Source organism: Sagittula sp. SSi028 (assembly GCF_048553715.1).
Classification (GTDB): domain Bacteria; phylum Pseudomonadota; class Alphaproteobacteria; order Rhodobacterales; family Rhodobacteraceae; genus Sagittula.
On sequence record NZ_JBLZNC010000009.1, the window covers coordinates 34634 to 53595 of the forward strand.

The window sequence follows — 18962 nt, forward strand, 5'->3', positions numbered from 1 at the left end:
TGTAGCAAACGGAGGGTTCCGACATGACTGACAACACCAACAAACGCATCGCGTTCATCCGCGCACGCTGGCACGCCGATATCGTTGACCGCGCCCATGACGGCTTTGTCGCCGAGGCACAAACCACGCTGCCCGGCGCGCAGGTGGACGCCTACGACGTGCCCGGCGCGTTCGAGATGCCGCTGCTGGCCAAACGGCTGGCGAACACCGGCCGCTACGACGCGGTGGTGGCCGCAGCCTTTGTCGTGGACGGCGGTATCTACCGGCACGATTTTGTCGCCGACGCCGTGGTCAAAGGCCTGATGGAGGCGCAGATGCAGACCGATGTGCCGGTCTTTTCCGTCTCGCTCACGCCCCACAACTATCAGGAAACCGAGCTTCTTACCGATTTCTACCGCGATCATTTCGTGACCAAGGGCGCCGAGGCCGCGCGCGCCGTCCGCGGTGTTTTCGACGTGGTCCTGCCCGCAGACGCAGACCTGTCGGTTGTCAACGGCTGATCTCTCTGCCCCCGCCCCTACGCGGCGGGGGTATTGCCACTTGCCTTCAGGGGCGCGGGCGTGTCGTATCGCGCAAAACCTGAACGGAGCCTTCGATGCTGACCCTGCCCAATGACAGGCTGATCACCGCGCCTTTGCTGTCAGAGTGTCTGACCCCAGATGAGGTCGGGCATATCATCGCGCGGCTCGCGCAAGCCTTGCCCGCAATCGCCGCCCGTCTGGCCGCAGGCAAGCTGCCCGGAGATCCCGCAGCGCTTGTCGGCACCAATGACAGCGGCGACGCGCAAAAGGCGCTGGATGTCGGGGCACATGACCACATTCTGGCCGAACTGCGCGGCTGTTCGATCCGGCACATGCTGTCGGAAGAGGCCGAGGCCGTCGAAACGCTGGACGCGGAGGGGCAATGGGACATCGCCATCGACCCCATCGATGGATCGGGGTCCATCGGCATCGGCGCGCCTTTGGGCATGTTGTTTGTCCTCTACCCTACCGGACCCGCCGATTTCGCGCGCCCCGGATCAGAAGCTGTGGCGGCTGGCTATGCCTCCTTCGGGCATTCGCTGGATTTCGGCTTTACGCTTGGACACGGCATCCAGATCTTCGCCTTTGACGGGCAGGATTTCCGACAGGCCGCGCGCGATGTCATGCTGCCCGCCAAGGCCTCGACCATCGCCTATAATGCCTCCAATGAACGCCATTGGTCCCCCGGCCTGCAACGCTGGGCGCAGGATCTGCGCGCGGGGGCAGATGGGCCAAGGGGCCGCGATTTCAACATGCGCTGGCTGGCCGCCGCCGTGGGCGAGCTGCACCGTATCATCCTGAAAGGCGGCGCGTTTCTGTACCCTGTCGACAAACGGCCCGGTTACGAAAACGGGCGCTTGCGACTGGCCTATGAGGCGGTGCCCATCGCCGTTCTGATGGAGGCCGCAGGCGGTGCTGCCACCGATGGCACGCGGCGCATTCTGGATCTTGTGCCGGACCATCCACATCAAAACACCGGACTGGTGTTCGGCGCGCGCGACGAGGTCGACACCATCGCGCGCTACCTGACGGAGTAGTCAGACGAAAAGCGCCTCTGGGCTGGTCATCGCATCAAGGTCGCGCATTGCGTTAATCCAGCGCGCCATGTCCTGTGTGGGCGCAACCTGTGCCTTGTCCAGCCATTGCACGTAGCCCCAAATGGCGCAGTCGCCGACACCGGGCTTTGCCCCGTGAAAGAACGGACCATCCCCCAGCAGCCGCGAAAAGTTTACGCAATCTATGGTATAGCGCGCCTCGAGCCAGCCGATCACCTCGGGCGGCAGACCGGCACTGCCCGGACGGTGTGCCTCGATCAGTTGCGGCAGGCACAAGCCGATGCGATTGCCCTCCCACATCACCAGTTCGCGGGCGCGGCGACGGCCAGCGGGGGTCTCCATACCCAGTGTGGAAAACCGCTCTCCAAGCTCCAGCAAGATGGCGCCGGATTGGAAAATCACATCCTCGTCCAGCGTCAGCACCGGCACCTCGCCCAAGGGGCTGATGGCGCGAAACGCATCCGGTCGCGTGTCCCGTGCCGCCCAGATATCGATCAGTGTGACCTGATGATCCAGTCCGGCAAGGCGCAGGGCCAGCGCGACCTTGCAGGCGTGGCCTGAGTCAGGATGTCCGTAAAGATGCAAAGCCATAGGCGCCCCCTGTGTTGTGGCCTACATAGGGGCGCAGGGCGTCGGTCAGGTCAAGCCGCAACGATGATAAACAGGCGTCAGGAAAAGGCCGCGACAGTGTCTGCGATCTGCGTGGCAGAGGCTTTTGCCCCCAACAGCACCGACAGCAAAAGCCGCGCTTTGTAGGGGCTTAGGGTGCCCCCCAGCAAACAGCCCACCTCGATCAGTGTGGTGGCACCGGAATCCTTGCCGTAGATGGCCATGGTCCGGCCTTCGTGACAGCGGCTGGTGACGATAACCGGCACGCCATTGGCGATCAGGCTTTGCGCGCAGGCCGCAAAGCCCACAGGGGCATTGCCCCGGCCAAAACCGGCGATGACCACGCCGCTGACGCCGGTCGTCGCGCAGGCCTGCAGCAGGCGTGGTGTGGATCCCAAACCGGGGGCGATGATCTCGACGTTTTCGTCCAGCATCGGGGCCTGCAACTGCACCCGCGCCGCCGGTCTACGCCCTATATAGACCCGTCCCGCATCCACATCACCGAGCTTGCCAAAACCCGCCGAGCGGAAGGTGTCGACACGCGATGTGTGCACCTTGGATACATCGCGGGCGGCGTGGATCTCGCCCTCGAACAGGATCACACTGCCAAGGCCCCGCGCCTCGTCCGAGGCGGCATAGATGATGGCATCACCCAGATTGCGCGGCCCGTCGGTGTCGGGCTCGCCTGCGTGACGCTGCGCGCCGGTAAAGACGACAGGTTTGTCCGAATGCACCAGAAGATCGGCCAGAAAGGCGCTTTCTTCCATCGTGTCGGTGCCATGGGTGACGACCACCCCTGCGACCGTGTCATCGACCAGCGTTTCCGTGATCTTGGCGCAAAGGGCGTGGATCGTTGCAAGATCCAGCGCGTAGCTGCCCTTTGCCGGGAAATCTACAACGCGGCAGTCGATGCCCTCGGGGCGTTCGTGCAGGGCATCCAGCAGCCAGTCGCCCGCAAGCGCGGCATTGACCGGACCACCATCGTGGTCGGAAACAGAGGCGATCGTGCCCCCGGTCGAGATCAGAACAACGGTTTTCATCTGCGGGCGTCTCCGGTTGGCGGGATCAGGCGGCAGCCACCGCCCTTGATCCGGTCCTAGCCGCTTTGCCCGCAGCGCAAAAGCCCGAAACGCGCGCGCCTTCAGGCGGCGAGGTCGACCAGCGCGCCGCGCGACTGGATCACTTGCCCTGCCACTGCGCTGGCCTGCAACAGGCGATCCTCCATCGACATATGCTTGTCCAGACAAGCAAACAGACCGGCGTTAAAGCTGTCGCCCGCCGCTGTCGTGTCGATGATATTGACCTGTGGCGGTGTCACACAACCGGTCTGCTCATCCCAACGGTAGTGGATCGCCCCACCGCCGTTTTTGACCACAACGCCTTGTACCGATCCATAGCGGGCCAGAGTGGCCTGTGGATCGGTGTCGCCGAAATGCACCTGCTCGTCCTGGAACGACGGCAGCACAATGTCCGACGCCTCGGCCCCAAGCATCACCCAATGGCGCATCGCCTCCGGGTTCTCCCACAGGCCCGGTCGCAGGTTGGGGTCAAACGCCACCCGCACCCCGCGTCCGCGCGCCTCTGACAGCGCGTCCAGCAGCCGCAACCGGCTGCGCGGCCCCAGAATGGCCAGCGTGATCCCGCTGAAGTAAACCATATCGGCAGGGGCCATCGCTGACCGCAGCCTGCCTGCGTTTTCCGCCAGCATGCGCGCCGCCGAATTCTCGCGCCAGTAAGAGAAACTGCGCTCTCCATCCTGCAGGGAAATCATGTACAGGCCCATCGTGCGATCCGCACGACGGTGCACCGCGCGTTGGTCAATCCCGCGCGCCGCCAGTTCCGTCATAAACCGGTCCGACAGGGCATCTGTCCCGACACAGGTCAAGTAGCTACAGCCCACGTCAGGCCGCAAACCAGCGAGATACCAGACCGTATTGAACGTGTCCCCGGCAAAGCCCTGACCAAAGGTCTGGCCTGCCAGCGGAGCCAGTTCTACCATGCATTCCCCGATGGATAGAAACCGCATGTCTTTCCCTTTTAAAACAAGGTTGTCCGGCCCGCCGTTGCCAGCGGACCGGACGCAATATCAGCTGAACAGCATGCCGCCGTTGATATCCACGTTCACGCCGGTCATGAAGGCGCTGTCTTCGGACGCGAGGAAGGCAACCGCGTTGGCGATGTCCTCGGGCGTACCTTGGCGGCGCACCGGTGCGTTGGCCTCGTAGCCGCGGCGCGCCTGATCGGGCGTAAAGATGTTGTGGAAATCGGTGTCCACCATGCCCGGGCACAGCGCGTTGACACGAATGTCAGGGCCCAGTTCCTTGGCAAGGCTGCGGGTCATGGTCATGACCGCGCCTTTGGACGTGGCATAGGCACCCGAACCGGGGCCACCACCGTCGCGGCCTGCCTGGCTGGCAAGGTTCACGATCGTGCCTTTTTCCATGTGCTCAAGCGAGGCTTTGACCATCATGAAGATGCTGGTGAGGTTCAGGTCCATGACCTTTGTCCAATGGGCCAGATCCATCTCGCGGAAGCTTTTGCGCGCAACCAGACCGCCCGAGTTGTTCACCAGAACATTCAGACCGCCAAAGGTGTCCACGGTGGTTTGCACCAGCTTGGTGACCTGTTCCTGATCCATCAGGTCGCCCTGAACGGCGATGGCGTTGCCGCCCTGTTCCTTGATGTGGGCCACGACCTTTTCGGCACCTTCCGCCGAGGCGTAGTAGTTGATTGCGACATTGGCCCCCTCAGACGCCAGTTTGATCGCACAAGCGGCGCCGATGTCACGTCCACCGCCCGTGACGATGGCTGTTTGTCCCTTGAAACGCATATTTTATCCTTCCGGTATAGTTGCCGGTCTCCTCCCGGCGATTGATGTTCAGGTATTGGCGAGCTTTTTCATGACCACCTTGAAGGTGTGCTCTTCCTGATCGGTGAAATAGAGATCAGCGTCATAGCCCTGATCGTCCATGAAGTTGAAAATCCGCTTTGGCGCGTCCAGACGGTAGGGCACCAGCAGCGTCGCAATGCGATGCCGGGTGGCAGCCGGGTATTTCGCCGTCAGATAGGTGGACACGTGAAGACCCTCGTAATCGGCGGGGTCCACATCGGGGAAATCCGTGGTCTGGGTAATCTCGGGTTTGCCCGATTCCGACCAGACAACCTGCCCGTAAAAGCCGGCTCGCTCGCCCGTGTTGCGGAACGAGGATTTGCCCAGCTCATAGCGGTTGTTGGCGTGCAACAGCCATTCCAGTGTGACCGGCTCGGAGGCGTCGACCTTATCGACGATCACGAAATAGCTGTTGCGCACAAAGTAGATTTCGCGCTCGGCCAGCGTGACCTCGGGCGACAGGCTTTGGTAGGCGGCCGTTGCATCCCCCGCGATATAGATGTGGTCCTCGCGCTGTTCTGCGGCCAGAATTTTGCCCGTGGCCCCCATCGCGCGGTTCTTGTCCTTCTCCGCGTACTGGCCCTTACCATTGATCAAAATGGCGTTCTTGGACCGTGTCTGGCGGCGCCACTGGCGGTGCATGGTCGAGTTGAAGGCCACGTAGTAGCCCGACTGGATCGCCAGATCCTCGCCATAGGCGGCCAAGCAGAAGGCGTTCTGGTCACCGTGGCTGTGGCTGATCGACCCGAAGCCCGAGGATTTGAACACAAACTGGATGTGTTCGTCGGGGTTGGCCATCTCGTGCTGGACGCCGACCCAACCGATGCCTTTGAAGTGGCGCAGCCCCCCTTTGGGCGGGGTTGCCTCGATCTCGGGGAAATCGGTGCGGAAGGCCATCTCGTCAAAGTTGGTATCCCACCAGCCCCAGTTGTAGAACGCCCCTTCGGTGCCGGGGTTCAGGCGCAGGTTTTCCTCGCAGTACCACTGGTATTCACCATTGCCGGTGACGCCTGCGAACTGGCGCATGTTCAGGCCGGTTTTGATCGCGGGCAGATCGCCTTGGGTGCTGTCGTCGCCAAAAGTGGCGCGGCGTGTGTTGGGCGCCTTGCAGAACAACGGGAAATCGCCGGTGTTTTGCAGGAAGGGACGCTTGTACAGGTCAATGCCTGTGAAGGACTTCAGACGGTTGGCCGCGTCGATCAGATAGGCGATGCCCATCATCCAGTAGTTCGTACCCTCGGCCCAACCACCGTCGCTGTCGCCCCAGGGCGAATAGACCGTGGCGAGAAAGTCGATGCAGTAATCCAGCCAGCCGCGCGCCTCGTCGCCTTCGTCATCGCCGAGCAGAGCGATACAGGCCGGGACCAGCGTCAGCGAAACAGAGCGCACCGCATGGCTGTCGTAGGGGAACAGGTGGATCTTGGCGTTCAGCATGGCGTGATCTGCGATGTCGCGGGTCCGCTCGAGCAAGGCGGCACGGACGGTGCTGCGTTCCTCGTCGGACAACTCGCCATACAGCCAGTCATAGCCCCAGGCCAAAGCGTTGTTCACGCGGTAGGCCCATTCGTCGGTGTAGGCGCGGCTGGTCACACCCATCGGGTCCCAGCTGGCCACTTCGAGAAGCTGCGCCTTTGCCTTTGCTGTCATCTCGGCATTGCCTGTGACCGCACCGCCGATGGCAAGGTGGCGGATGCAATACCAGACCTCTTGCAGGTCGATGTATGTCTGACGCCAGACAGGGGCGACACGCTGATGGTTGGGATAGCCCGCAGGCTCTGTCATCAGGTCGCGGTCCATCCACGGCAGGACGGATTTTTCGTAGAACACATCCCAGCCGCAATGGGTCGGGTCTGCGGCGACGGCCTTGCGGAAGTCGGCCAGACGGTCAGCGGTCAGCCACAGACGCGGGTGGCTGGTGGCGCTGTTGGTGTAGCGGTCAGCTGCCAGCGGCAGCGGGGTTTCGGGCAGCGCATCGGTGATGGTGAAACGGCGCGCCTCGGACCATGCGGTCAGTGCCTTTCCGCTGTCATCACAGACCGCGTAGGACCATTCATAATCGCCGGCGGGCAGCGCTTCGTTCGGGGTAAACATGTTCCAGCGCAGCGGGCCGAACTGACGCGGCTTGCCACCGTCCAGCGGGGAAATGCGCAAAGTATAAAGCGCCTCGTCTTCGACCACGGGCAACCATGTAAAGCGCGGCGGGTTCTCGGTAATATCTGTCCCGTCGGTCGGCGCGTATTGGATCATCAGACGACCGGCGCGCGGTTCGTCAAGCGTGGGAGTGGCTGTGCCGTGCATGGGGCATCTTTCGGTTGAATATCGCAATTCGGCGGGGCGAAAGATCTAAGATCCGCCGCCCCGCCGCCCCCTTGGCGCCCCGTCGTGTGGACGAAGCAACCTCAGGGTCGGAGGATCAGTTGTTATACTGGCGTTCGTAGGCCGAGTTCATGACTTCGAGGACATCGTTCATGCCCATCTTGTCGAGCGCGGCCATGTAGCCGTCCCAGTCTTCCTTGACGTCGCCGGACCCAAGGATCCACGCCTGCTGACGTTCCAGCATGTAGGTCTGGATGGTCGGCCAGTACTTGTCGTAGATCTCCTGCTCGTCCTTGTTGAAGGACACGCCGAGGAATTGCTCGACCAGCAGGTCTTCGGTGTCATACAGCTCGATACCTTCGCGGGCGCTGTCACGGGTCCACTGCCATTCATAGCGGTAGTCCTGCGGGTAGCCGCGGTAGATCTGCGCGCCTTCGAGGTACATCTGGCTGTTCACCGGCTGACCGGAGTCCAGAACATCCGAGGTAAAGGTCGGCTCGCCGTCAACCATGGTCCAGGTCTTGCCCTCGACACCGAAGTTGGCCAGCAATGCGCCCTCTTCCGAGAAGAAGTAATCAAAGTACTTGATCGTCTCTTCGGGATGCTCGTTGGCATAGGTGATCGCCCAGCCGTCGGGCTTCATCGGGATGCGACGGTTTTCTTCGATGCGCGCGCCGCTCGCCGATGCCGGCGGCAGGAACGGGATGAAGTTGAAGCCGTCGATCTTTTCCGACAGGGCCACGTTGTAGCCGGATGTGGAAGCGAACCAATCGTGCGTCATACCGCCGAGATCTTCGCCCAGCAGGTAGTCGCGCGCCGAGGATCCACGTGTGAACACTTCGGAATCGATCAGACCTTCGTCATACCACTGCGCGATGTTGGCCAGACCGTCACGGTAGCCTTCTTGCGCGTAAGGGTGCACCACCTTGCCGTCCTTGACGTAGAACTGGTGATAAACGTCCGCACCGGTCGACCGCGCATCCCACAGGTTCAGCAGGCGCAGCACTTCTTCCCAGTCGCGGGCAAAGAAGGGCACTTCGTCTTTCATGCCGTTGCCGTTGGGGTCCTGATCGCGGAACGCCACCAGCACGTCATACAGCTCGTCGACGTTGTTGGGCGCTTCGAGGCCCAGCTTGTCCAACCAGTCCTGACGGACAAACCATGCGCGGGCATATTTACCGTCGGGCAGGTAGGGGATGTAGTAGACATTGCCGTCATAGGCCGCGATTGCGTTCCAGATGTCGGGGTGTTCGTCGAACCATGCCTTGATGTTGGGCGCGTGCTCTTCGACCAGATCGTTGAGCGGAACAAACGCACCTTCGGGACCGTACTGGTTCACCGGCTGCTTGATGTTGTTGCCACCAACGATATCGGGCATTTTGCCCGCTGCCAGCAGCAGGTTCATCGCCTCGTTGTTGTCCTTGGTGTTACGGCCGGATGTCTGGTCCACAAGATGCACACCGGTCCGCTCACGCGCGACTTCCTCCACCGGGTAAATCTTGGACGTGTCACCGCCGGGGCCGTAGCCCTGCGCACGCGGCCAGTGCATGTGGATCGTCAGTTCCAGCGGCTCATCCACGATGGGCAGATGGCTTTCGGCAAAGGCCGGGCTTGTCAGGGCCGTGGTGCCTAGGATGGCTAGGGCCGTCTTCACAACTCGCATGGTTTCCTCCCTTTTGCGAAGTCTTTCCGTCACACTCATTCCTTTACCCCGCCCAAGAGAATGCCCTTGGTGAAGTACTTTTGCAGGAATGGGTAGATGAGCAGGATGGGTATGATCGAGCAGACGATGATCGCCGCGCTGATGGTCTCGAAGGAATAGACAGACGTCAGAAGCGTGCTGGCAAATTCCTCGTCATCGCTGAGATCGGCAATGACCTTGCGCAGATAGACCTGAAGCGGGATCTTTTCTTCGTCCTGCAGCAGAACCATGGCCCAGAAAAAGCCGTTCCAGCGCGAGACGATGCAGAACAGGGCAACGGTCGCAATGGCCGGTTTCGACAGCGGCACGTAGACCTTCCACAGGACCTGGAATTCATTGGCCCCATCCATGCGCGCGGCTTCCTCAAAGCTTTGCGGCACGCTTTCAAAGAAGTTGCGCAGCAAGATGATGTTAAAGCCGTTGACCGCAAATCCGATGATGATGCCAAAGTAGCTGTCCAACAAACCCAGATCGCGCATGTTCAGAAAGAACGGGATCAGACCTGCGTTGAACCACATGGTAAAGGCCACAACGAGGTTCCAGAACCGACGCCCGTACAGTTGCGGACGCGACAGGGCGTAGGCGCCGGGAATGATGAACGCGAGGCTCGCGATGGTGCCGAAGATCGTATAGATGAAGGTGTTTTTGTAGCTGGTCCAGAACAGCGGCTCCGCCAGCACATACTTGTACGCCTCCAGTGTGAAGCCCACCGGAGTGAGCACCACATTCCCTGCCCGTGCCTCGAACCCGGTCGAGAGCGACAGCGACGCCATGTAGATGAACGGGTACAGCGTCGACAGGGTAAACAGACCGATCAGGATCATGTTCACGATGACGAAAAGTTTGTCACCCCGAGAGTAGAGATTCATGTTCTGCATCTGGCTCACCACAGGCTCGTGCGCGAGAAGCGCTTGGAAATCGCGTTGGCGCTCATCACCAGGACAAAGGCAGTCACGGCGTTGAACAGACCGGCGGCAGCGGCAAAGTCATACTGACCCGACTGCAGACCCTGCCGGTAGATGAAGGAGTTCACCACATCGGCGGTCTCGTAGGTGGCAGGCTGGTACAGCAGGATCACCATCTCGAAGCTGATTTCGAGAATGTTGCCGATACGGATGATCAACATGATGATGATCGTCGGCAGGATGCTGGGCAGGGTGATCTTCCACATCATCTGCCAGCGGCTTGCCCCGTCGACCACGGCGGATTCATACAGCGTGGGCGAGATGCCCGCGATGGCCGCAAGGTAGACGATCGACTGGAAGCCCGCCTCCTGCCAGATGCCCGTCCCGATAAAGATCGGCCTGAACCATTCCGGTTTGGTCAGGAAGTACACCGGCTCGATCCCGAACCACCCAAGGGCGGTGTTGATGATCCCCGCTGACGGGCTGAAGGCCGTGATCACGATCCCCGCAATAATCACCGAAGAGATGAAGTGCGGCAGATACACAATGGTTTGCGCAGTCTTCTTGAAGGTCTGGTTGAGCACCTCGTTGAACATCAGCGCCAGCAAGATCGGCATGGGAAAGCCGAACAGCAAGGCGTAGGCGCTCATGATCAGGGTGTTGCGCAGGGCGCGCAGGAATTGCTCGTTTCCGAACAAGGTCTCGAAATGCTCCAGCCCGACCCAAGGGCTGCCCGAGATACCACGGAAGATGGAGTAATCCTTGAACGCGATCTGCAGGCCGTACATCGGCTTGTACAAGAACAGCACCAGCCAGATGATTGTCGGCAACAGCATCAGATACAGCTGCCATTCGCGTTTCAGGTGGTCGCCCACCTTGGCAATGCGCGAGGGTTGGCGGTAGCGCTGCGCCTCGCGGGCCTCGATCACCAGCTCTTCGGTGGTCGTGCCTTCGATGTCTGTTGTGTCGGTCATGCGGCGGCCTCGACAGGCGTGTGTTGACCGGCAAGCGCCTGACCTGTGTCGCCGTCAAAGACGCGCAGCAGGTCCGGTGCAATGGTGAACTGGGCGGTGTCGCCCAGGGCAGGCGCACCACCGATGGTGGAATGACGGATGACAAAGGGATCGCCGCCAAGGCTTGCGTGGATCAGCGCCTCGGAGCCAAGTGTTTCCACCAGATCGACGTCGACGCTCACGCCGCCCTGTCCCAGCGTGACGAATTCGGGCCGGATGCCCAATGTCACGGCCTTGCCCTCGGCCAGATCCGGCAAGGGTGCCAGCGGCAGGCTTTGACCGTGGAATTCCGCACGCGGCGCGCCGCCCTTCATGGTAACAGTCGCCTGCACCATGTTCATCGGCGGCGAGCCAAGGAAGCTTGCGACAAATGTATTGGCCGGGTTCAGGAACAGCTCCATCGGGGAGCCGATCTGTTCAATATGGCCGTCGCTCATCACCACGATCCGGTCGGCCAGCGTCATCGCCTCGACCTGGTCGTGGGTCACGTAGATCGAGGTCGCCCCCAGACGGTTGTGCAAGCGCTTGATCTCGGCGCGCATCTGCGTGCGCAGCTTGGCGTCAAGGTTCGACAGCGGTTCGTCGAACAGGAACACCTTGGGGCGGCGCACAATGGCACGGCCCATGGCGACACGCTGGCGCTGACCGCCGGACAGATCGGCCGGGCGACGTTCCAGATATTTGGTCAGCCCCAGAATACCGGCCACTTCATCAACGGAAGAGGCGATCTTCTCTTTGCTTTCCTTACGGATGCGCAAGCCGAAGGCGATGTTGTCCGCCACGTTCAGGTGCGGGTACAAAGCGTAGTTCTGGAACACCATTGCCACGTCGCGATCCTTGGGCGCGACGCGGTTCATAACGCGATCATCGATGGTCAGCGTCCCGCCGGAGATCTCTTCGAGACCTGCAATCATGCGCAGCGTTGTGGACTTGCCGCAGCCTGACGGGCCTACCAGTACAACAAACTCGCCGGGCTGGACGTCCAGCTCGATCCCGTGGACGACTTGCAGCCCTCCATATTTCTTAACGATCCCGTCAAGCCGAACTCCGGTCATAGTCATTCCTCCCCTTCACACGCCCTTGACCGCGGGCGTGGGCCTTTCGGGGGAAAGTGACGTGATTCGGGTGAACTGTCAATTCTTGTATCCAAGTTGGAATACTAGTAACGTTTCGTTAAGTTTCTGCACTGTAGGACCGTATTGGTATCAAACCCCCGCTTTCACTGGCGCGCGGGCTATCTGGTGGGCTATAGACATCGGCACGCAAAGGAGCGCGCATGAACAAGATCGCTACTCTTCCCGCAGCCAAGCGCAGCACCGTCGACGAGATTGTCGACTACCTCTACAAAGAGATCACATCGCTGCGGCTGATGCCGGGAACCCGCATTTCCGAGCCGGACATCGCCGAGAAATTCGGTGTGTCCCGCCAGCCGGTCCGTGACGCATTCCGTCGTCTTGAAACCATGGATCTGATCCTTGTTCGGCCCAAGCGCGCCACCGAGGTTCGCAAGTTTTCCGCCCGTGGTATCGAGAAAAGCCGCTTTGTCCGCGCAGCGGTCGAGGCAGCAGTTCTGCGCGAAGCGGCCAAGCATTGTGTGGCCGCAGACGGTTTTCAGCTCGATGCCTGCATTGCCATGCAACAAAAGGCGCAGGCCGAAAACGACTATGTCGGATTCACCAAGCTCGATTACGAATTCCACCAGACGATCTGCAATATCGCGCAGGTGCCCTATGCCTTTGACGTTATTCAGGCGGAAAAGGCCAAGGTCGACCGGCTGTGTATTCTCAGCCTGTCAAAGGAGCGTCGCATGCTGGTTCTGATCGACGACCACGAGGCAATCGCCCGCGCGATCAAGGCAAATGACCCCGAAGCAGCGGCGGCTGCGGGCATGTTGCACCTGACCCGGCTGGACGAGACAATCGCCACAATCCGCCTGAACAACGCGGCATATTTTGAGGACGACGATGCTTAACCTGTGTTAAGCTTGCCCAAGGCACTCCCTGTGCCGTTTTTCAAAAAACACGATAAAAAGTTCTTGTATCCAAGATAAAATACCAACATGCTGCGAGTCGTATTCCGCACGGAGGAGGTGTGGGAAACCATTCATGCGATTTCAGGGAGGAACAGCATGACATTTATGAACAGATTTACGCGTACAACCGCAGCGGTTGCAATCTTGGCCGCAGTCGCCACAGGTGCCCAGGCACAAAACCTGCGCGGCTGGAACATCCACGTCGAGGATTACCCCGTCTCCATCGCGATGGAGAGCTTTCTTGAAGAAGTGAGCGAAAAGACCGGCGGCGAAATCACCGGCAAAGTGTTCCACAACGGCGTTCTGGGCTCGCAGCCCGATGCGATCGAACAGCTCCGTCTTGGCGCGCTCGACTTTGGTGAATTCAGCCTCGGGCCGATGGGTCCGGTTGTCCCCGAAACCAATGTGGTATCCCTGCCCTTCATCTTCTCTTCGGTGCCGGACATGTACCGCCTGATGGACGGCGAAGTGGGTGAGGCCATCGGCGCAGGCATGGAAGCCAAGGGCATCAAGGCGCTTGGCTGGTATTCCGCCGGCGCGCGCAGCTTCTACAACTCGGAACGCCCGATCAACACCCCCGCCGATGTCGAGGGCATGAAGGTCCGCGTCATGTCCAACGACCTGTTCGTCGACATGATCGCCGCGATGGACGGCAACGCAACGCCGATGGCCTTTGCCGAAGTGTACCAGTCGCTCAAGACCGGTGTTGTGGACGGCGCGGAAAACAACCCGCCCAGCTACGAGTCCACCAACCACTACGAAGTGGCCAAGTTCTATTCGCTGTCCGAACACCTGATCATTCCCGAATGTCTGTGCATGTCGTTGAAGACCTGGGAAAAGTTCACGCCTGAGCAGCAGGAAATCGTGATGGCCGCAGGCCGCGCCAGCGCCGAATACCAGCGCGAGATGTGGGCCGAACGTGAAAACGCAAGCCTTGAGACCATCAAGGCCGGTGGCGGCACTGTCAACACCATCGAGGACAAGACCCCCTTCCAGGAGGCCATGACCCCGGTTTACGACAAGTTCCTTGAGAACAACCCCGATCTGACGGAGCTCGTCACCTTGATCCGCAACGCTGAATAAGCAACGCTTCGGGGGCCGGCACATCGGCCCCCGTTTTCTTGAAAGACCTTCCATGACGAATGAACCGATCCTTTTCCAACGGGTCGAACAAGGTCTGAACCTTGTCCGGACGTTGTGCATGGCGGTGGCCTCTGTGGCGCTGGTCGTGCTGATTGTGACCTTTGGCTGGCTGGTGTTTGGCCGCTATGTGCTGAACGTCACGCCCACGTGGGTCGAACAACTGGCCCTGCTTCTGATTTGCTATATCGCGTTCCTCGGTGCTGCCGCAGGCGTGCGCGAAGACACCCACATCGGGGTGACCCTGTTCCGCGACCTGCTGCCGATCCCGGTGCAGAAAGTCGTGATGATCCTTATCGATTTCATCCTTGCCGGTTTTGGCACGGTCATGCTGCTTGCCGGGCTGGAGCTGATGAGCTTTGGCATGGATACCGTTCTGCCGATGCTCGGCCTGCCCGAGGCCGTGCGCACCGCCGCCATCACATCGCTGGGCGGTCTGGTCATTTTGTTTGCGGGCCTGCGGGGCCTGCTGCGCATACTGCGCTTTCAACGCTGGTCCCCCGAAGACCGCCCGTTTGACGAAGAGGTGCTGTAATGGGTCTGGCTATTTTGTTGGGCGTCTTCGCTGCCGGAGTCGTCATCGGCATGCCTGTGGCCTTTGCCATGGGGATCGCTGCCGCGTCAGCCTTTGCGTTTGAAGGCTTCCCGCCCCTGATTACATTCCAGCGCGCCACCTCTGGCGTGTCTGTCTTCTCGCTTCTGGCGATCCCGTTCTTTATCTTCGCGGGCGAGATCATGCTGCATGGCGGTATCGCAAAACGCCTTGTACGTCTGGCGTCCGCGCTGGTGGGCCACCTCAAAGGTGGCTTGGCCATGGTCAACATCTTCTCGTCCATGCTGTTTGGCGGCATCTCCGGCTCTGCCGTGGCGGACATCTCGGCGCTTGGCTCTTTGTTGGTGCCGGTGATGAAGGAACGGGGCTACCGTCCTGATTTCGCAGTCAACGTGACGGTCACCAGCTCTATCGCGGGGATTGTCATTCCGCCCAGCCACAACATGATCATCTTTGCGGTGGCGGCGGGCGGCGGGATCTCGGTCTCCGGTCTGTTTCTGGCCGGTGTGGTGCCGGGCATCCTGATGTGCGTCAGCCTCGCGATTGCGGCCTACATCCTGTCGGTGAAACACAACTACCCGTCTGAACCCTTCCCCGGCTGGAAGGTCGTGGGCGAGGCGGCGATGGACGCCATCCCCGGCTTTATGACTGCCGTCATCATCGTCGGCGGCACGCTGTCAGGCATCTTTACCGTGACGGAATCCGGTGCCTTTGGTGCGATCTATGCCTTGGTGCTGACGGTGTTCTACTATCGCAGCCTGTCCTTCCGCGCCTTTGTCCGCGCGGTCACCGGCGCCGTGCGCACCACGGCAATGGTCATGATCCTGATCGCCTTCGCCAGCTCCTTTGCCTACCTGCTGGCCTTGTACCAAGTGCCCGCGCAGCTGTCGGATCTTCTGGTGACGATTTCGGACAACCCCATTGTGATCCTGCTGATGATCAACGTGATCTTGCTGATCCTCGGGATGATCATGGATATGGCCGCGCTGATCCTGATCTGTACGCCGATCTTTTTGCCCATCGCCAAAGGTCTGGGGATGGAGCCGACCCAGTTCGGCATCATGCTGCTGATCAACCTTGGCATCGGTCTGTGCACCCCGCCTGTGGGCACCTGCCTGTTTGTGGGCTGTGCCGTCGGGCGCATCCGGATGGAGCAAGCACTAAAGTCGATCTGGCCCTTCTATCTGGCGATCTTTGCCGCGCTCATGCTGGTCACCTACGTGCCTGCCGTGTCCTTGTGGTTGCCGTCAGTGCTGTTGGAATGACCCGCGACACGCGGGGGCTTATGGGTCTGGCATGGCCCATGGCCATGCGCATGCTGATGCTGCACGGCATCGTCGTGATCGACGCATGGCTGGTGGCCCCATTGGGAGAAAACGCGCTGGCTGCCATGGGGCTGGCCAGCGCGATTGGCGGTCTGCTGCTGGGGGCACAGAATGCCTTTGCCAACGCTTCACAAATATTGGTCGCTCAGGCCTTTGGCTCTGGCGTGCCGGAACGTCTGCGTGACAGCTACCGGGGCGGGCTTGCCATCAGCCTTGGCGTCTGCGCCTTTGGCCTTGCGGCGCTTTTGGTGGTGGCCGATCCCTTGCTGGCTGTGTCGGGGCAAAGCGCGGCCGTGCAGGCGGATGCACGCCTGTACCTGATCGTCTTTGTCGGCGTGGTGATGGGCGAGGCGGTCGGTCAAAGCCTGTCGGCCTTTTTCAACGGGCTCGGCAATACGCGTGCGCCATTCTACAGCTACCTTGTCTCAGTGCCGCTGAACATCGGCTGCTCTTATGTGCTGATCCACGGGCTGTGGGGCCTGCCGCAGATGGGGGTCGCCGGTGCCGCACTTGGCAGCGTGATCGGAGCGGTTGTGCGCGCGGCCTATCTCGTTTGGCGTCTGTCGCGGCTGGAAGGTGCGTGGAAAGCCGCCCCGACCGGCCCGTTGCGCGCCGTGATCCGTGCGCATCTGGCCTTTTCACTGCCGGTGGCGGCGACCTTCTTTAGCGCGCAAGCCTCGCAAAGCGTATGTATGCTGATCTACGCCGCTTACGACGTCTGGCAATTCGCGGCGCTGACGCTGATCATGCCATGGGTGCAGGTGGCTGGGACCTTTGGCATGGCCTGGGCGCAGGCCGTTGGGCTGGATGCCGCGCAGCATCTGGGCCAAGGCGGCGGTCGCGCCGCGCTGACCACCCTGTTGCGCACCGCGTGGAAAGGGGCATTTGCCATGTCGGCGGTGGTTGCCGCGCTGTACGCCGTTGTGATCCTGTCTGCCGATACGCTTTACCCAGCGTTGGAGCCGCAGACACGAACCGCGCTGTTGACCTTCTTGCCCGTTCTGCTGCTGTTGCCTTGGCCCAAGAATTCCAACGCGATTTGCGGCAACACGCTACGCGCGGCAGGGCGCACGGTCTATGTGATGCACATTTTCCTGTGGTCGCAATGGCTGTTCAAGGTGCCCGCCAGCGCGGCGCTTGTGCTGTGGCTGGACGCGCCGGTGGTCTGGGTGGTGGGGCTGATGCTTGCCGAAGAGATCATCAAGCTCTGGCCCTTTCATCGCGGACTGCTGCGGGGGCGTTGGCGCGATGCCTTGCCGCCTTAACGCGACAGGTGACGTTCCAACTGCACCAAAGCGTCGTAGACCAGAACCGCGATCAGCCCCGTGATGATCCCGCCTTGCAAAACGTAGGCCGTGTTGTTGGTCAACAGGCCCGCGATGATGACCTCGCCCAAGGTGCGCGCGGCAACGGTTGACCCGATGGTCGCCGTGCCGATGGCAATCACCACAGACAGGCGGATGCCGGTCAGGATGACCGGCAGGGCCAGTGGCAGCTCGACCCCCAGCAGCCTTTGGCGGGGGGACAATCCGATGCCACGGGCCGCTTCGATGGTAACGGGCGGCAGGCCGCGCAGCCCCGTGACCGCATTGTCGAAAATCGGCAGCAGACCGTACAGGAACAGCGCGACCAAAGTTGGTCCCGCCCCAAACCCCAAGGCTGGCACCGCCAAAGCCAGCACCGCCACTGGCGGAAAGGTCTGCCCGATGTTCGTGATGGTCCGTGACAGCGGCAAAAACGCAGCGCCCACCGGCCGCGTCACGAAGATGGCGAGCCCCACGGCCACGATTGTTGCCGCCCCCGACGCCAGCGCCACCAACCCAAGATGGCTAAGCGTCAGCGACCACAGCGGCGCGCGCGCATAGATCACTGGCCCGCCTTGCGGCGCAAAGGGCGCGAGCACGGGAGTGAACACCTGCGGCCAGATGACCATGACAGCCACCAGCAAAAGCAAACCAACGCGAATGCCCCAACCGATCATGCGGGCTGTGCCACGCGGTCGCGGATGGCTCGTAACGTGATCCGCTGTCCCTGCCCCACCGGCAAAGCATCCCGTCCCGTCCACAAACAGGCGCTGAGCGCTTCGCGCAGGGTGGCGTCGGCAGCAATGGGGCTGCCTTCGGCGCCGCCCGCCTCGGCCAGTTCGGCCACTTTCATCAGCGACAACAGTCGCAAGGGGCGGTCCACATCGCCGATCATCTCGGCCACGAAATCGCTGGCGGGTTTGCGGATGATCTCTGACGGTGGGGCATATTGCACCAGACATCCCGCATCCATCACCGCCACACGATCACCAAGGCGGATCGCCTCTTCCATATCATGGGTCACCAGAATGATCGTCGCCCCAAGATGGCGCTGGATACGGAGCAGATCCTCTTGGGCGCGGTGCCGGATAATCGGGTCGAGTGCGCCAAAAGGCTCGTCCATCAGCAACACATCCGGACGCGAGGCCAGCGCGCGGGCCACGCCCACCCGCTGTTGCTGACCGCCCGACAGCTCTGACGGGTAGCGCTGGCGGAACTCGGCCGGGGGCATGGAAAACAGCTCTAGCAGATCGTCGACCCGTTCTTCAATCTGCGCTTTGGGCCAGCCCAACAGGCGCGGCACCGCAGAGATATTGCGCGCCACCGTGTGATGCGGAAACAGCCCATGTCCCTGAATGGCGTATCCGATCCGCCGCCGCAGCCGATGTGGCACCATATCCCGCGTAGCGTCGCCGTTGATGCGCACCTCTCCGGCCGAGGGTTCCTCCAGCCGGTTGATCATACGCAACAATGTGCTTTTGCCAGAGCCTGAAGTGCCGACGATCACCGTGATGGTGCCGCTGTCCACCTGCATAGACACCGCGTCCACCGCAACAGTGTCACCAAACGCTTTGGTCAGATTGTCGATCTCGATCAT

The 18962-nt window shown here is 61.2% G+C and carries 18 protein-coding genes; 7 read left to right on the top strand and 11 right to left on the bottom strand.

What is annotated here, in order from left to right; all coding sequences use genetic code 11:
* Positions 1-23: 23 nt before the first annotated feature.
* Both ACN5AZ_RS15950 and ACN5AZ_RS15955 read left to right on the top strand, forming a co-directional pair.
* Positions 24-500, top strand: a complete 477-nt coding sequence (locus ACN5AZ_RS15950) for a 6,7-dimethyl-8-ribityllumazine synthase (protein WP_419429898.1) — start codon at positions 24-26, stop codon at positions 498-500.
* A 95-nt stretch (positions 501-595) separates the two neighbouring features.
* Positions 596-1558 carry a class 1 fructose-bisphosphatase gene (locus tag ACN5AZ_RS15955; RefSeq protein WP_419429899.1) on the top strand — a complete coding sequence of 321 codons (963 nt, stop codon included), beginning with the start codon at positions 596-598 and terminating at the stop codon, positions 1556-1558.
* Here ACN5AZ_RS15955 and ACN5AZ_RS15960 read toward each other — a convergent pair whose 3' ends face one another.
* The 9 genes from ACN5AZ_RS15960 to ACN5AZ_RS16000 all read right to left on the bottom strand — a co-directional run bounded on the left by ACN5AZ_RS15960 (position 1559) and on the right by ACN5AZ_RS16000 (position 12066).
* Positions 1559-2167: a glutathione S-transferase family protein gene (locus ACN5AZ_RS15960; RefSeq protein ID WP_419429900.1), complete on the bottom strand. Its 609-nt coding sequence runs from the start codon at positions 2165-2167 to the stop codon at positions 1559-1561. It abuts the gene before it with no gap.
* A gap of 77 nt (positions 2168-2244) precedes the next feature.
* Positions 2245-3225 (bottom strand): asparaginase, encoded by a 981-nt coding sequence (locus ACN5AZ_RS15965; RefSeq protein WP_419429901.1) that lies wholly within the window; start codon positions 3223-3225, stop codon positions 2245-2247.
* Positions 3226-3326: 101 nt separating this feature from the next.
* Positions 3327-4211 (bottom strand): sugar kinase, encoded by an 885-nt coding sequence (locus tag ACN5AZ_RS15970; protein WP_419429902.1) that lies wholly within the window; start codon positions 4209-4211, stop codon positions 3327-3329.
* 60 nt (positions 4212-4271) lie between these two features.
* Entirely contained in the window at positions 4272-5015 is a 744-nt protein-coding gene (locus ACN5AZ_RS15975) for an SDR family NAD(P)-dependent oxidoreductase (RefSeq protein WP_419429903.1), read from the bottom strand.
* Positions 5016-5063: 48 nt separating this feature from the next.
* Complete coding sequence (locus ACN5AZ_RS15980; protein WP_419429904.1) at positions 5064-7373, bottom strand: DUF4962 domain-containing protein; 2310 nt, start codon at positions 7371-7373, stop codon at positions 5064-5066.
* Between the two features lie 115 nt (positions 7374-7488).
* Entirely contained in the window at positions 7489-9054 is a 1566-nt protein-coding gene (locus ACN5AZ_RS15985; RefSeq protein ID WP_419429905.1) for an extracellular solute-binding protein, read from the bottom strand.
* A gap of 35 nt (positions 9055-9089) precedes the next feature.
* Positions 9090-9971 carry a carbohydrate ABC transporter permease gene (locus ACN5AZ_RS15990; RefSeq protein ID WP_419429906.1) on the bottom strand — a complete coding sequence of 294 codons (882 nt, stop codon included), beginning with the start codon at positions 9969-9971 and terminating at the stop codon, positions 9090-9092.
* A 5-nt stretch (positions 9972-9976) separates the two neighbouring features.
* Positions 9977-10972 (bottom strand): ABC transporter permease, encoded by a 996-nt coding sequence (locus ACN5AZ_RS15995; RefSeq protein ID WP_419429907.1) that lies wholly within the window; start codon positions 10970-10972, stop codon positions 9977-9979.
* Positions 10969-12066: an ABC transporter ATP-binding protein gene (locus tag ACN5AZ_RS16000; protein ID WP_419429908.1), complete on the bottom strand. Its 1098-nt coding sequence runs from the start codon at positions 12064-12066 to the stop codon at positions 10969-10971. The genes ACN5AZ_RS15995 and ACN5AZ_RS16000 overlap by 4 nt, the downstream gene beginning before the upstream one ends.
* A 221-nt stretch (positions 12067-12287) precedes the next feature.
* On the opposite strand from ACN5AZ_RS16000, the gene ACN5AZ_RS16005 reads away from it, so the two are divergent.
* The 5 genes from ACN5AZ_RS16005 to ACN5AZ_RS16025 all read left to right on the top strand — a co-directional run bounded on the left by ACN5AZ_RS16005 (position 12288) and on the right by ACN5AZ_RS16025 (position 17326).
* Positions 12288-12983 carry a GntR family transcriptional regulator gene (locus ACN5AZ_RS16005; protein ID WP_419429909.1) on the top strand — a complete coding sequence of 232 codons (696 nt, stop codon included), beginning with the start codon at positions 12288-12290 and terminating at the stop codon, positions 12981-12983.
* A gap of 156 nt (positions 12984-13139) precedes the next feature.
* Positions 13140-14126, top strand: a complete 987-nt coding sequence (locus ACN5AZ_RS16010; protein WP_419429910.1) for a TRAP transporter substrate-binding protein — start codon at positions 13140-13142, stop codon at positions 14124-14126.
* A gap of 52 nt (positions 14127-14178) precedes the next feature.
* Positions 14179-14718 carry a TRAP transporter small permease gene (locus ACN5AZ_RS16015; protein ID WP_419429911.1) on the top strand — a complete coding sequence of 180 codons (540 nt, stop codon included), beginning with the start codon at positions 14179-14181 and terminating at the stop codon, positions 14716-14718.
* Entirely contained in the window at positions 14718-16001 is a 1284-nt protein-coding gene (locus ACN5AZ_RS16020) for a TRAP transporter large permease (protein WP_419429912.1), read from the top strand. The genes ACN5AZ_RS16015 and ACN5AZ_RS16020 overlap by 1 nt, the downstream gene beginning before the upstream one ends.
* Positions 15998-17326 (top strand): MATE family efflux transporter, encoded by a 1329-nt coding sequence (locus ACN5AZ_RS16025; protein WP_419429913.1) that lies wholly within the window; start codon positions 15998-16000, stop codon positions 17324-17326. Before ACN5AZ_RS16020 ends, ACN5AZ_RS16025 begins: the two co-directional genes overlap by 4 nt.
* Here the strand turns inward: ACN5AZ_RS16025 and ACN5AZ_RS16030 are convergent.
* Both ACN5AZ_RS16030 and ACN5AZ_RS16035 read right to left on the bottom strand, forming a co-directional pair.
* Positions 17323-18042, bottom strand: coding sequence for an ABC transporter permease (locus ACN5AZ_RS16030; RefSeq protein WP_419429914.1), 720 nt, complete (start codon positions 18040-18042; stop codon positions 17323-17325). The two genes, ACN5AZ_RS16025 and ACN5AZ_RS16030, sit on opposite strands and share 4 nt — an antisense overlap.
* Positions 18039-18962 carry an ABC transporter ATP-binding protein gene (locus ACN5AZ_RS16035; RefSeq protein ID WP_419429915.1) on the bottom strand — a complete coding sequence of 308 codons (924 nt, stop codon included), beginning with the start codon at positions 18960-18962 and terminating at the stop codon, positions 18039-18041. Before ACN5AZ_RS16035 ends, ACN5AZ_RS16030 begins: the two co-directional genes overlap by 4 nt.